The following is a 13546-nucleotide window of genomic DNA, read 5'->3' as shown; positions in this document are numbered from 1 at the left end:
CAGGTCACACCTGCGGAAGGTGCGGTGTTCAACGGTTCGCGTCACCGGGACTAACCCATACCCGGCCGGGTCTTCGCACGTCCGGAAGTCAGTCTACGCGGGTGTGGCCCCGCGCAGTCCGGCATCGGCCGCCGCGGCGGTGAGCGGTTCCAGGCCGAAGGCTTCGACCGGCCCGAGGGCGCCGGTGCCGACGAGACCACCGGCGAGCGTGGTGTGCGCGCCCCAGGCGAGGATCGCGGCGGTGAAGTCGTAGGGGTCGACGCCGGCCAGGGTGGCGGAGGACAGGATTCGGCCCGTGGCGTCGCGGGTTTCGGCGACCGCCCAGGTGCGCGTCCGGGCCCGGGTGGCCGCATCGGGCCCCCCGGTCGAACCCTTGACCAGGGCATTCAAGGCACTCTCGGCCATGCGCTTCACGGGCGCCACCCGGGCGACGGTGTCCGTGACGAGGGAGGTCGCCTGCAGCACACGGGCGGCGCCGCCGGGCATGCCGAGATAGACGTCGACCTCGCGCAGGTTCGGATGGGCGCGGTGCAGAACGAGGTGTTCCGACCCCGGAATCGAGGCGCCCGTGAGCGCGCGGCCCTCCACCTCGAAGGTGTGCGTCCGGGCCCCGGTTCGCTCCGGCACGATGTCACCGTCGCGAAGGGCGAGGCCGCGCTCGAACAACATGCCGACCATGGATGCGCGGGTGCCGCCGCTGGTGCCGGGGCTGGCGATGAAGTAGCCGACGTCGACGCGGGCGGCGTCCGGCGCGTCGCGCAGCGCGAGGGCGGCGGCCAGATTGCCTGGGACGTAATCGAATCCGAAGGCCGTCAGCAGGGCGACACCCGCCTGGCGCGCGTCGGCGTCGCGATCGAAGACCCGGCGGATGAACGGGCCTTCGCCGGTCGAGTCGAAGTAGTGCGCACCCGCCTCGAGTGCCGCCTCCAGCGCCGGGCCGCCGTACCGCAGGAACGGTCCCACCGTCGTCACCAGCACGTCCCCGCGATCGAGCAGGGCGCGCACCGATGCGGGATCGGCTACGTCGGCCACCGCGGTCTCGACGCCGCCGAGATCGGCCGCGAGCTGCTGTAGCGCGGTGGCGTTACGAGCGGCCAATACCGGCTCGGCGCCGCGATCGAGCAGGGCTCGAGCGGTGAGGCGGCCGGTATATCCGGTAGCGCCGAACAACACGATCTTTGCCATTGCCATCCCCTGTGTCCTGTTGGTCGCCGGCGGTTCGTGCCGGTTCGTCTCGACGTCGGCACCGTAACCGACGATAGGGCCGTCGAGCCGCATCCGGCCACGGTGGCATATCTAGTCGCCGGGGGCGGCCTGGTCCCGGAACCGTGCCAGCGACTCCCACGACCAGGTGAGCGTCCCGTCGGCGAGGGCGGCGACAACGCCTTCCAGCCACCGTATTTCGGCCTCGGTGACCGCACGCTGATATTCGTCCTCGAGCATGGTGACACGCGGCAGGCCGAACCGCGTGGCCTGCGCGAGGCCGGTCTCGAGCTCGGAATGCTCGGCGCGCAACGCTTTCAGCCGGCGCTCCAGTTCTTCGCGGGCCGCGTCGGGACCGAGGAGCATCAGAAACGACAGGGCGGCCGGGAATTCGGGAAATTCGTTGCGGGGCACGGCGAGCATGTCCGTGAGCCAGGCCGTGCAGGCATCGCGGCCCGCGTCGGTGATCTCGTAGACCGTGCGTTCCGGATACTGCTGGTCGCGACCGGTGGTGCGAACCGCCACCAGACCGGCGTCCTGCAGGCGCGCGATCGTCTTGTACAGCTGGGCGCGCTGCCCGACATTGACGACCTTGTCCTTCCCCCACTCCTTGATGCGGCGCTGGATGGCGTACGGATGCATCGGCTCCAGGTGCAGGATGCCGAGCACCGCCATGGCGAGCGGAGATCGCTTGAACCGGTCGGAGGTGGGCATGTCACCCATCCTACTAGGTGCCGCCAGACTAGTTTTTGAAAGACTAGTTGCTTCGATACTAGTTTGTGTGTCACTATTGAGAGGCAGGCGAACCCGACCACTGAGATCCGGAAGGACCAGAACAATGACCCTCACGACCGACACCGTCCGCATTCACGCCGATCACGAAACCGCCAAGCGTCTCGGCGATTGGACCCACGCCACCGCCTTCGAGGTGAAGGCCCGCTACGCGAGCGTCGTCATCGACCTGCGCTCGCCGTGGATCGAGGGCGAGGACCCGATCGTGGTCCATGCCGACGTGGACCACGCCATGGTGAAGCTGCTGGTTCCCGACGACGCGGTCGTCGAGCACAGCGACCTGGAGTGGACCGGGCGTGGCCGGGTGAAGGATTTCGCCCGGCCGCAGGATGCCGCCGGCCGAGTCGTCCGGTTGACCGGAACCAGCACCAAGAGCGAGTTCCGCGTTCACCGCGGCGGTATCGCGATCCTCTCGGCACTGTTCAGCCGCGAGTTCTTCGACGACGCCCAGCAGGCACATCGGCAGGGACGCACCCCGACCCTCGCCGACCCGGCCAACGCGCCGCGATGACCGAGGACCGCGCCGGGCGGCGGCAAACGCCCGGCGCGGATCGTCAGCGCGTGAGCGGTTCGATCCGCGCCAATGTGCGTGCGCTGCCGTCGACTTCGAGCTGCACATGCAGCGCGCCCGCATCCCGCCACGCGCGGATCAGCACCTCGTCGGCGCCCATCACCGGCCCGGCGTGTTCGAGAATCACCCGATAGGGCGGCGCCGGTGCGTCGGGGAACCGCGCGAGCGCCTCCTCCACAGCCTCCCAATGGACCGCGTTGTTCACGTGCCCGTAGCGGTCCACATCGGTGACCCGCAGCGGAAACGGACGGAATTCGGCGTCGTCACCGGCCCCCTCCCGCAAGGCGGCCCGCCACCGCAGGCGGTGCTCGACGGTGGCGGCGCGCATCGGCGCCATGAAGCGCTCGGTCATCCGCGCCGGCCGACCGGCCTCGATATCGACGTGAATGAGGAACATCTCGGTCTCGATCAGGCCGCCGTTCTCACTGCGCACCTGGATGCGCATGTTGCACCACCGATTCGACAGGGCGGACGGCCAGCGCCGCAGATGCACCCGATCCCCGAATTCGATGGGCCGCAGCACGTCGATCACGGTCCGCCGCACGATCCACCCCGGATGCAGATCGCCGTCCTCGACCACTTGCAGGTGGTCGTAGCCGATGTCCTGCAGATACCGCGCCACCGCATCGAGCCGCAGCCGCTGGTCCCCATCGGTGTCCCCCAGCCGCACCGGCCACTGTTCGTGAAACGCCCGGCTCTCGTCCGGACACGGCGACAGCGGAAACGCGATCTCGGCCAACCGATCGACAGCGGCACCCATGAACGCTCCTTTTCCCGGGGACCGCGCCAGCGTAGCGATCGAGCCCGGACCCCCGGCGTCAACACGGCGGCACAGGCGCACGGCGACCCCACCTGATCGATCGACGCTACCGACCGGACTGCTGTGTCATCGGTCCGGCCGGGGTTCGCCGAGTTCCTCCGCGAGGATGGGTATGCCGAGGTTGCAGGCGTGGATGCCGAGGACGCTGACCATCTGGAGGACCGTCAGGATCTGTTCGGGTGGCACACCCAAGTCCAGTGCGGCGCGGATGTGGCGGCGCACGCCCGGGGCGTACATGTGGGTGCAGGACGCGTCGATCGCGATGCTCAGCAATTCGACGAATTCCGGTGCAAAGATGTGGCGCGCGATCGGTGTGTCGTTCATGGCCATGAACCGTTCGGTCCATTCCGGGTCCCATTCGTAGAGCTGATCCCACAGCGGGTTCCAGCTTCCGCCGGCCCGCATGCCGTCGACGACCGGCGTGGAAACCGGTGCGGGCGAATCGAACACGATGCCTCCTGAGATGTGGTCGAAGAATCCGGCGGACGACTACTTGGCGGGTGCGGGCTGTGCCGGGTCCTTGCAGTAGGGCAGCTCGGGCGGGCACGGCCCCAGCACCGTCGAGAAGTACTGGATGGCGGAGAACAGCGTGATGGGACCACCGGCCAGGATGAGACCGGCCATCGATCCCACGGCGCCGAGCGTGGCGGCGCCCAGGACACAGCCGGCGACGGTGGCTCCGACGAACGGCGCCAGGAGCACGATCACCGGACTGGAGATCGCCGCGCCGACGGCGCCGCCGACCAGGCAGCCGATTCCGCCGCCGATGACCGCGCCCAGGACCGCGCTGACTCCGGCCGCGATGGCGACCCGCTGACCGAACGCGCCCAGCGCCTGTGAATCGCGTGGCGTGAACGATTCCGCCGCCTGCCGGACCGAGACGACATCGCGACGCGCCTGGGTGGGCCGCCCGTCACCGCGGTCCGGGGTGAGTGTCGCGGTGGAGCCGTCGATGCGGGCTGTGATCGGATACGCGATGTCGTCGACGGCGAAGGTCAGCGGTACGGCGGCGACCGGCCGATCCGCACGGTCGGTGAGAATCAATTGATCCGCAACCACTTTCAGCTTGCCGTCCGAAGTCGTCACCAGGGCAGAATCCGCCTGGCGGCCGATCTCGTAGTGCACCGCGGTGCGGTCCGGTTCCGCATGAGCGGTGCCGGTGGTGACGGCGGCGGCGGTGATCCCGAGCGCCGTGATCAGTGCGGGTGTCGTGAATTTCATCGGTTTCCTCATCATCGGTTGTGAACAGCGGCGAGTGTGCGCAGCCCGGCCGGGTACAGGCAGCGACCGGCCACCAGCGCGGCGATCGCGACGAGATAGGCGAGCGGGGCGAGTCGTAGTGCGGCGCTCAGGCCGTAGTGGTCGGCGAGCACGCCGACGACGAAGGGGCCCAAGGCCATTCCGAGTAGACTGTTGGACAGCGTCAGCGTTCCCATCGCGGAGGCGCGGACCGACGAATGGGTCAGGTTGGCCACCATCGCGGCGGTGGGCCCGGAGGAACCGCCGGAGAACCACGCACCGACGCCGATCAGAATCAGTTGTGCCGCACCGTGTTCGATGCTGAATCCGACCGTCAGGCAGATCAGCGAGATCGAGCAGAACACGATGGCGGCGAGCCATTTGCGCGACAGGTCGCGGCGGCCGATCCGGTCGGTGACGATGCCGCAGCACACCATTCCGGCGCCGACCAGCAGGACGACACCCGCCGCGGCGACGGCTGCGGTATCCGCCGCCAAACCGTAGACCCGATTGAAGAAGCTCGGCGTCCACGCCAGCAGCACCGCGGCGGCGAACAGCTGCACGCCCCCACCGACGTAGGCGCACAGCACCGCCGGGTTGGTGAACAGCGACGAGACGGGAGCCCGGAATTCGGTGTGCGTCGCGGGTTCGACCGATTCCGCGTCGGCGTGCCGAGCGAGTTTCCGCTCGTCGACCAGCGCGGCGAACAGCGCCGCGAGCAGCAGGCCCACGACCGCCATGGTGACGAACGACCACCGCCATCCCAGGTGTACCGCGATCGCGCCGCCGGCCGCGACACCCAGCACCGAACCGAACGAACCCCCGGCCATGAAGGCACCGCTCAGCGCGGCATGCACCCGCGGCGCGAACACGCCGAGGACCACCGCGATCCCGACACTGCCGTAGGCCGCCTCCCCGACGCCGACCAGGAATCGCGCGCCGAGCATCTGGTGATAGTTCGACGCGAGCGCGCACAGCAGGGTGGCGATACTCCACAGCGTCGCCATCAGCACCAGGCTGCGCACCCGGCCCCAGCGATCGGCCAGCAGCGAGAGCGGGAACGTCAACAGGCCCACCATGAGCGCCACCACGCTGTTCAGTGATCCGAGTTGTGAATCCGTCAGGCCCCATTCGGTTTTCAGGAGCGGAAAGACCGCGCTGAGGACCTGGCGGGACATGTAGTCGGCGAGCAACAGCCCGAAGGCGAGGGCGAAGACCAGCCAGGGGTAGCGCCGCGTACGGCCGGTCGATACGGCCGAGGCCTGCGCGGCGGGAAGCTCAGGGGTGGTGCTCAACTGCATGGGTGCTCCTACGAACGCGGCGGGCGACGCCCGCCGGAGCTGGGGAAGGTGCGGGCGCTGAGGCGCCGAAACGCTCGAGCCCTGTGGCCGACCGGCAACATCGGGCGGCCACCTCGCTGTGATGGAGACAACAGTAGGGGCGCCGGTCCTATCGTGCTTTACTCTCGGGGACACGGATGCGAACAATCTGGGACAGCGAGGCGCTGATGAAACCCCTGGCGCGATACGCGGCCTTGAACGACTACGTGGATCTCGGCCGGTCTCTCGGGCTCGATCCCGCCCGGTTGCTGCGCGAGGCCGGACTCGATCCGGCCGGCCTGAGCCTGCAGGACCGGTGGGTGCCCGCCGCGGCCGTCACCGAACTCCTCGAGCGTTCGGCCGCGGAATCCGGCCGGCAGGATTTCGGACTGCTGCTCGCGGAACGGCGGCGACTGTCCAATCTGGGCCCGCTGAGTCTGGTGATTCGCGAGGAACCCGATGTGCGCAGCGCCCTCGAACTGATGGTGCGCCATCAGCACACCTACAACGAATCGCTGCACATACGCCTCACCGAACGCAACGGGATCGCCCACGTCCGTTTGAGTCTGGATATCGGCGAGCACCGCAGCACCCGCCAGGCCACCGAACTGGCGATGGGAGCGCTGCAGGGAATTCTGCGCGCATTCCTCGGAGCGGGCTGGCAACCGGCGGAAACCACCTTCACCCATTCCGCGCCGCGGGATCGCACCACGCATCTGCGATTGTTCGGACCCCAGTTGACATTCGATCACGAATTCACCGGAATCACGCTCTACACAAGCGATCTCGATACCCCGAACCCGATGTCGGACCCGCTGCTGCGCCCGTACACGCAACAATTGCTCGGCGCCGTGGACAGCGGCCACGAAGCGGCGATGCGCGACCGGGTCCAGGAACTCGTCGAAATGCTGCTACCGACCGGCCGCTGCTCCGCCGACCAGGTCGCGCGCAGTCTGGGCGTGGACCGTCGTACCGTCCACCGCCGCCTGGCGGACGAGGGCTGCACCTACTCGGAGATCGTGAACACCACCCGGCTGGATCTGGCCCGCCGGGTGGTGGGAAATCAAGGCCGTTCCCTCACCGAGATCGCGGATATGCTCGGTTTCTCCAGCCCCGCCAGTTTCACTCGCTGGTTCCGCAGCCATCACGGACGCAGCCCGAGCCAATGGCGTCGGGCTGCGTCGAAAGACAGTGGCGGACAGAGCGAAACAGGTCGATGATCCGAACTCGCGCACCATCGCGAGATCGAGAACGGTCAGTGTCCGCCGATGTCGGTGAGTACGGGCGCGCCGGTCGCGGCGACGACGTCGTCCTCGGTCACGCCCGGTGCGCATTCGCGCAACACCAGACCGGAAGCGGTGACGTCGAGGACCGCCAGATCGGTGATGACGCGATGGACCACGCCCACGCCGGTCAGCGGTAATGTGCAGCGGTCCACCAGTTTCGGGGCGCCGGATTTGTCGGTGTGCTCCATCAGCACGATCACCCGGCCGGCGCCGTGCACCAGATCCATCGCCCCGCCCATGCCCTTGACCATGTGGCCCGGCACCATCCAATTGGCGAGGTCACCGGTGGCCGAAACCTGCATGCCGCCGAGAATCGCGGTATCGATGTGACCACCCCGGATCATCCCGAAACTGGTCGCGGAATCGAAAAAAGAGGCGCCGGGAAGCACCGTGACGGTCTCCTTGCCGGCATTGATCAGATTCGCGTCGACCTCGGCCTCGACCGGATAGGGCCCGGTGCCGAGGATGCCGTTCTCCGAATGCAGGGTGACCCGGATATCGGCGGGCAGGTGGTCGGGAATCAGCGTGGGCAGGCCGATGCCGAGATTGACGTATTCACCCGGACGCAATTCTCGCGCGGCCCGCGCCGCCATCGCGGAGCGATCCCATCCGGAACGGGCGATGACGCCGCTCATTTCCTCTCCTCGCTCCGTACGGTCCGCTTCTCGATGTGCCCCCGGGCCGGGCCGGTGGGCACGATGCGATCGACGAAGATGCCGGGCAGGTGAATCCCGTCCGGGTCGAGATCGCCTGCGGGAACGATTGTTTCGACCTCGGCGATACAAATCCGGCCCGCCGCCGCGACCAGCGGATTGAAGTTGCGCGCCGATTTGTCGAAGACCAGATTGCCGGCGGTGTCGCCGATGAGCGCGTGCACCAGGGCGAAGTCGGTGGTGATCGCCTCCTCCAGCACATAGGGTTTCGGCCCGGCAGGCCCCGCGAAGGTGGCCACCGGCTTCGGCGGCGACGCGACCGCCACGCTGCCGTTCGGCCCGAAGCGCCACGGCATTCCGCCGTCGGCGATCAGCGTGCCGACGCCGGCCGGTGTGTAGAAGGCGGGGATACCCGCTCCGCCGGCGCGCAGCCGTTCGGCGAGAGTGCCCTGCGGAGTGAGCTCGACTTCGAGTTCGCCCGACAGATACTGCCGGGCGAATTCCGCGTTCTCACCGACATAGGAGGCGGTGACGCGGCGTACTCGCTTGTCCGCCAGCAGAATTCCCAAGCCGTACGCCGTCGTGCCGCAATTGTTGGACACGACGGCGAGCTCGTCGGCTCCGGCGGCGGCGACCGCCTCGATCAACGTCTCCGGGATGCCGCACAGCCCGAACCCGCCCACCGCCAGTGACGATCCGGAGGAGATGTCGGCGACCGCTGCCGCCGCCGACATGATCACCTCGGTCATCGCGCCTCCCGCCCGACCGCGGACGGGCGGGCCAGATCGACGGCCGCCCGCAGCAGTTCCCCGGCGCGGTCCCAGGTTCCGAAACCCGACGCCGGATTGAGATGTCCGACATCGCCCAGGTCGACCAGCCGGCTGCCCCATGCCTCCGCCATACCGGCCACCCGCCGGAAGGATGCCAGCGGATCGGTGGTGCTCGCCGCGACGATGCTCGGAAACGGCAGCCGGCGCCGCGGAATCGGCAACCAGCCGTCGGCGTCCAGTTGCTCGGTCGTCGGATAGCCGGGAGGAAAGGGCTTTTCGATATCGGCCGGAGTGGCCAGCAGCGCACTGTGAACATCGCGGGTCGGTTGTTGTGCCCAGTGCACGGTGATCATCACGCCTGCACTGTGGGCCACCAGTACCACCGGCCCGGCCACGTCCGACAGCACCCGATCCAGGGCTTGTACCCGCGCCGCGAGGCCGATTCCGTCCTGCTCGAGCGGTGGCACGATACGTACCCGCTCCAGCGTCGCGGCGAGTTTCGTCTGCCAGTGATCGGGAACGTGATCACGCAGGCCGGGCACGATCACCACGGTCGGGTCGAGGGCAGTGTGCACTGTGCTGCAACTCCTTTCTGCAAGTCGGTGTGGCCGAGCACGGAGGCCCGGCGAGCGGAGCCGGTGGACCGCCCGACGGAGTACGCCCACTCAGGCGTGGTGGGTGAAGCCGACCTGGCCGGGCCTGCGGTTGGGGGCGTAGCCGAGCCGGGCGAGGGTTTCGTCGGCATCGGCGTAGGTGGTGCCGATCTTGTAGATCTCACGCGCATCCTTGGCGGTGGCGACCTCGCGGCCCAGTTCACCGGCGATGCGGACAAGCTGCTGGATCTGCTGCACCGAGGTGAACTTCTCCCCCTTGCGCCCCCAGATGGTGTCCTCGTTACCGCAGCGCGTGTGCAGTCCCATGGCGAGCGCCATCGCATTGACCGGCAGCACCGAGCGCATCAGCGTCTCGAGGGTCAGGCAAGCCCCGTCGGGGACGCGCTGAATGAAATTCATGATGTTGTAGGGATTCGGTCCGTCGAAGCCGCCCCCGATGCCGACCCATGTCAGATTCAGCGGACCCGTGTACACGCCGCGACGGATCAGCCGCTCGACCGTCTCGAGCTGCGGAATGCTCGACAGCTGGAAATGCGGCTGGATCCCCGCGCCCTGCAGGCGACGCAGATGTTCGGCCACCCACGCCGGTCCGGCCGGGACGGTCATCTCCCGGTAGGCCTCGGCCAGTTCCGGCCGCTGCATCGAGGTGCCGGCGATATCGTCGGCGGTCATCAACTCCATGATGTTCATCTGGCTGGTGTTGATCGCGATCGTCACCTGATCCGGCTTCGGATCGAGTTCGGCCAGCATGTGGCGGGTGTCGTCGGACAGCCACTTCGCCTCGGCGCCTTCACCTTCCGGCGCGAACGAAATCGATCCGCCCACCTGCAGGATCATCTCGGGGACGGCCTCGCGCAGCCCGGCCAGCAGCTCGTTGAACTTCGACAGGCGCTTGGAACCCTTGCCGTCGAGTTCACGCACGTGGATGTGCAGCACGGTGGCGCCGGCCTCGTAGCAGTCGACGGCTTGCTGGATATGTTCCTCCATGGTCAGCGGCAGATCCTCGCGGAAATCGTCGGGCTCCCATTCCGGCCCGTACGGCGCGCTGGTGATGACCAGCTTCTCCTGGTTCTCCGGGAACAAGGCGTCGTCGTGGAAATGCATGGCTGTACTCCGATCGAAATAGGCTGCTGTATCGAAATAGACTGTGGTTCAGTGACTTCAGAAGGGCTTGTCGCCGATGATTCCGGCGCGCTCCATCTTGCGAACGTCGGGGAAGTAGTCCTGCACGGCGTAATGCTGGGTGCAGCGGTTGTCCCAGATGGCGAAGCTGTTCTCGGTCCACCGCCAGCGGACCTGATATTCGGGAACGCTCGCCTGCCGGACGAGGTAGTTCAGCAGTTCCGATGCGCCGGGGGCGTAGTCGATGCCGAACCGCACATTCTCCGGCGTGTGGTAATTGACGAAATGTGTGGTGAACGCGTTGACGAACAACACCTTCTCGCCGGTTTCCGGGTGTGTGCGCACGACCGGGTGTTCCGCATCCGGGAACTGTTCGTGCAGCCGCAGGCGTTCGTCGTCCGGACGCATCGCGCCGAAGCTCGCCTCGATGGAATGACGGGCGCGCAAGCCCGCGATCCGCGAGCGCACCGATTCGGGCAGGCGGCGATACGCCTCGGCCATATTCACCCAGATGGTGTCGCCGCCGACGGCCGGCGTTTCGACGCAGCGCAGCACACATCCCATGGGCGGAGCCTCCCGCCAGGTCGCGTCGCAGTGGAAGGCGTTCTCGTAGTGTTCCGGCGCGCTGTCGAGGTCCTTGTAGATGCGAACCAGGCCGGGATGTTCGGGGTCGCTGCCCAGGACGGGGTGGTCCTCCAGTGGCCCGAAACGCTCTGCGAGCGCGACATGTTCGGCGCGACTGATGTTCTGATCGCGGAAGAACAGCACCTTGTACTCGAGCAGCAATTGCTTCAGGGCGGCGAACAGAGCGTCGTCGCGCGCCACCTCGGCCAGGTCCAGATCGAACAATTCCGCGCCGATGGTGCAGGTGAGCGGACGCACTCCGAACGGCGCGGAGCGCGCCGAAAGATGCACGGGGGCAATGCTTGTCATGACTGTCCTTCCCGGCCCACGGTGAAGACCGACGAGCCGATGCTCGTGCCCTGTTCCAGATCGCGGTGCGCGGCCACCGCGTCCGCGAGTTCGTAGCGCTGATTGATGTCGATGCGGATGCGTCCCGCCGCGACGTGGGCGAACAGCTCGCCGGCCAGTTCGGCGCGCTCGGCCGGGTCGGCGATGTAATCGGCCAGGGCCGGCCGGGTCACGAACAACGACCCCTTGACGGCCAGGCTCATGGCGTCGATCGGCGGCACCGGACCCGAGGCCGTGCCGAAACACACCAGCAGCCCGCGTCGCGCCAGCGAATTCAGCGAGGAGTCGAAGGTCGTCTTGCCGATGCTGTCGTAGACGACCCGGACCCCGGCGCCGCCGGTGAGTTCACGCACGCGCTCGGCGACATCCTCGCGGGTGTACACGATCACGTGATCGCACCCGTGGTCCCGCGCGATCTCGGCCTTCCTGTCGGAGGAGACGGTGCCGATCACGGTGATACCCAACAGCTTTGCCCATTGGGTGAAGATCAGGCCGACCCCGCCCGCGGCGGCGTGCAGCAACACCGCATCGCCCGGACGCAGCGGGTGGATGCGGCGCAGCAGATACGCCGCCGTGAGGCCGCGCATGGTCATCGCCGCCGCGGTGTCGAAGCCGATGCCGTCCGGAAGTGCGATCAGATGTTCGGCCGGCATCACCCGCTCCGTGCTGTAGGCCCCCAGCGGACTGCCCGTATAGGTCACCCGGTCGCCCGGAGCGAAGTCGGTGACCCCCGGGCCCACCGACTCGATCACACCCGCGCCCTCCACGCCCATGCCCGCGGGCAGCGGCGCCGGGTACAGCCCGGTTCGGAAATAGGTGTCGGCGAAGTTCAGGCCCACGGCACGGTGGCTAATCCGCACCTCGTTCGGCCCCGGATCGCCGACTTCCACGCGCTCCCACCGCAGCACCTCGGGCGCTCCGGTCTCGTAGTAACGAAAGGCTTGTGGCACAGGACATCTCCTCTTCCGACAGGACCGGAGCATCGACGCCGCGAGGGCTCGCGATCCACGGTCCGCACTGTCTCGGTGCGTCCGGTCGGGCGGTTCGCTCGCCGCCGAGTCCGGCACCGGGTGATGCGTTCAACGGTAGGCGCAGACAGGCGCAAATACTTACCACACCGGGACTTGGAACTTAACATCTCGGGACATCAGTAGTCGGTCCACACGGTAATAGCCAGACGCAGGCGACGCCACCGCGCCGATGTCCGCGCCGCTGGTTTCGTTTGCGGGAGCGGGGAATCCTCCCATCAGAGCGACCCGGTTGCCCGAGACGACTCCGGCATCCGGCTGATTTCGATGGATCGACCGATGGGAGCCGGACCATGAATGTTCGACGCGCCGCGGCCGGAGCCGCACTCGCCGCCGCCACCCTTTCCGCGGTGCCGGCCGCCGCCTTTGCCGACGACCCCGGAGTTCCCCGCAACGGGATCCTTCCGGCCGGGACGTACCACATCACCCAGCACCCCGACAATATGATCGGCTCACCCGTGCACAACTGCGACCTGCAGGTCTTCGTCGACGGTGCGACCGTGACGCTGGTGTGCGGGAATTCCTCGAAGACCGGCCGCCAGAACGCCGCCGGCCCCGATGAGACCTACGTGACGTTCGAGGGGATGCCGACGGGTTTGGACCTGCGCGCCGTCGACGCACCGCAGGGTTATTGGGAAGGCACCGTGAATGCCGCCGCGACCTCGATCGACGCCCCGTATTCGCTCGCGGGATTCACCTTGCAGCGACGCTGATCGCACCATCGCTCCCGGCGGCATGTCACACCGCGGCCCGCCGCATCGTCACACCGGCATGGACATCGCGTATTACATCGTCGGCGCAGCGGCCGCACTGTGGATCGGCTTCTCCGGCTACTCACTGTTCAACAAGAGCGAATTCGTCGTGGAACCGCTGAATCAATACGGCGTGCCGCGAAGCTGGTGGAACTGGCTCGCCCTGGCCAAATCCGCCGGGGCGCTGGGACTCGTCGTGGGCTTCTTCGTCCCGGTGATCGGGGTGGCCGCGGCCGTGGGATTGATTCTGTATTTCCTCGGCGCGATGGCAACCACGGTACGAGCCCATTCCTCCGGAACCACGATCTTCCCGGCGCTGTATCTGATCCCGGCCGCCGCGACCCTGGCCCTGCAATTGGCCCGCTGACCCGCATTTTCGGCGCGGGTGCGGTACCGTACCCACTC

General features: G+C 67.7%; 16 protein-coding genes. 4 read left to right on the top strand and 12 right to left on the bottom strand.

All coding sequences use genetic code 11. From position 1 onward, the window contains the following. Positions 1-93: 93 nt before the first annotated feature. Together ACPCUW_RS03010 and ACPCUW_RS03005 are read right to left on the bottom strand one after the other, a co-directional pair. On the bottom strand, positions 94-1185 hold the full coding sequence (locus ACPCUW_RS03010; RefSeq protein WP_423423594.1) for a saccharopine dehydrogenase family protein: 1092 nt from the start codon (positions 1183-1185) through the stop codon (positions 94-96). A gap of 111 nt (positions 1186-1296) precedes the next feature. Next, the gene (locus tag ACPCUW_RS03005) at positions 1297-1917 is read right to left on the bottom strand and encodes a PadR family transcriptional regulator (protein WP_063009439.1); all 621 of its coding nucleotides are present in this window, start codon (positions 1915-1917) and stop codon (positions 1297-1299) included. A 124-nt stretch (positions 1918-2041) separates the two neighbouring features. Here ACPCUW_RS03005 and ACPCUW_RS03000 point away from each other — a divergent pair, with 124 nt between their 5' ends. After that, positions 2042-2506, top strand: coding sequence for a hypothetical protein (locus ACPCUW_RS03000; RefSeq protein ID WP_063009203.1), 465 nt, complete (start codon positions 2042-2044; stop codon positions 2504-2506). Between the two features lie 43 nt (positions 2507-2549). Here ACPCUW_RS03000 and ACPCUW_RS02995 read toward each other — a convergent pair whose 3' ends face one another. The 4 genes from ACPCUW_RS02995 to ACPCUW_RS02980 all read right to left on the bottom strand — a co-directional run bounded on the left by ACPCUW_RS02995 (position 2550) and on the right by ACPCUW_RS02980 (position 5926). After that, positions 2550-3326 carry an acyl-[acyl-carrier-protein] thioesterase gene (locus ACPCUW_RS02995; protein WP_064905771.1) on the bottom strand — a complete coding sequence of 259 codons (777 nt, stop codon included), beginning with the start codon at positions 3324-3326 and terminating at the stop codon, positions 2550-2552. 126 nt (positions 3327-3452) lie between these two features. Beyond that, the gene (locus ACPCUW_RS02990; protein ID WP_423423784.1) at positions 3453-3791 is read right to left on the bottom strand and encodes a carboxymuconolactone decarboxylase family protein; all 339 of its coding nucleotides are present in this window, start codon (positions 3789-3791) and stop codon (positions 3453-3455) included. Between the two features lie 84 nt (positions 3792-3875). Beyond that, positions 3876-4607 (bottom strand): hypothetical protein, encoded by a 732-nt coding sequence (locus tag ACPCUW_RS02985; protein WP_423423593.1) that lies wholly within the window; start codon positions 4605-4607, stop codon positions 3876-3878. 11 nt (positions 4608-4618) lie between these two features. Next, positions 4619-5926: an MFS transporter gene (locus ACPCUW_RS02980; RefSeq protein ID WP_423423592.1), complete on the bottom strand. Its 1308-nt coding sequence runs from the start codon at positions 5924-5926 to the stop codon at positions 4619-4621. Between the two features lie 206 nt (positions 5927-6132). On the opposite strand from ACPCUW_RS02980, the gene ACPCUW_RS02975 reads away from it, so the two are divergent. Continuing rightward, the gene (locus tag ACPCUW_RS02975; protein WP_423423783.1) at positions 6133-7164 is read left to right on the top strand and encodes an AraC family transcriptional regulator; all 1032 of its coding nucleotides are present in this window, start codon (positions 6133-6135) and stop codon (positions 7162-7164) included. A gap of 35 nt (positions 7165-7199) precedes the next feature. Here ACPCUW_RS02975 and ACPCUW_RS02970 read toward each other — a convergent pair whose 3' ends face one another. From ACPCUW_RS02970 to ACPCUW_RS02945, 6 genes are all read right to left on the bottom strand, one after another. After that, the gene (locus tag ACPCUW_RS02970; RefSeq protein WP_104391842.1) at positions 7200-7865 is read right to left on the bottom strand and encodes a 3-oxoacid CoA-transferase subunit B; all 666 of its coding nucleotides are present in this window, start codon (positions 7863-7865) and stop codon (positions 7200-7202) included. Further along, positions 7862-8632 (bottom strand): CoA transferase subunit A, encoded by a 771-nt coding sequence (locus ACPCUW_RS02965; RefSeq protein WP_423423591.1) that lies wholly within the window; start codon positions 8630-8632, stop codon positions 7862-7864. Before ACPCUW_RS02965 ends, ACPCUW_RS02970 begins: the two co-directional genes overlap by 4 nt. After that, a complete protein-coding gene (locus ACPCUW_RS02960) occupies positions 8629-9228 on the bottom strand; it encodes an RBBP9/YdeN family alpha/beta hydrolase (protein WP_305780586.1) in 600 nt (199 codons plus the stop codon). Before ACPCUW_RS02960 ends, ACPCUW_RS02965 begins: the two co-directional genes overlap by 4 nt. Positions 9229-9318: 90 nt before the next feature. Further along, positions 9319-10371: a 3-keto-5-aminohexanoate cleavage protein gene (locus ACPCUW_RS02955; RefSeq protein ID WP_305780587.1), complete on the bottom strand. Its 1053-nt coding sequence runs from the start codon at positions 10369-10371 to the stop codon at positions 9319-9321. A 57-nt stretch (positions 10372-10428) separates the two neighbouring features. After that, positions 10429-11322 carry a TauD/TfdA dioxygenase family protein gene (locus tag ACPCUW_RS02950; RefSeq protein ID WP_423423590.1) on the bottom strand — a complete coding sequence of 298 codons (894 nt, stop codon included), beginning with the start codon at positions 11320-11322 and terminating at the stop codon, positions 10429-10431. Further along, a complete protein-coding gene (locus ACPCUW_RS02945) occupies positions 11319-12311 on the bottom strand; it encodes a quinone oxidoreductase family protein (RefSeq protein ID WP_423423589.1) in 993 nt (330 codons plus the stop codon). The genes ACPCUW_RS02950 and ACPCUW_RS02945 overlap by 4 nt, the downstream gene beginning before the upstream one ends. Before the next feature lie 371 nt (positions 12312-12682). On the opposite strand from ACPCUW_RS02945, the gene ACPCUW_RS02940 reads away from it, so the two are divergent. Then, entirely contained in the window at positions 12683-13102 is a 420-nt protein-coding gene (locus ACPCUW_RS02940; protein ID WP_305780590.1) for a hypothetical protein, read from the top strand. Positions 13103-13160: 58 nt separating this feature from the next. Next, the gene (locus ACPCUW_RS02935) at positions 13161-13508 is read left to right on the top strand and encodes a DoxX family protein (protein WP_305780591.1); all 348 of its coding nucleotides are present in this window, start codon (positions 13161-13163) and stop codon (positions 13506-13508) included. The last annotated feature ends 38 nt before the right edge of the window (positions 13509-13546 follow it).

The organism is Nocardia sp. AB354 (genome assembly GCF_049538315.1).
Classification (GTDB): Bacteria; Actinomycetota; Actinomycetes; order Mycobacteriales; family Mycobacteriaceae; genus Nocardia; species Nocardia nova.
Note: the sequence above shows the minus strand (reverse complement) of the source record. Positions and strands in the feature narration are given on the sequence as shown.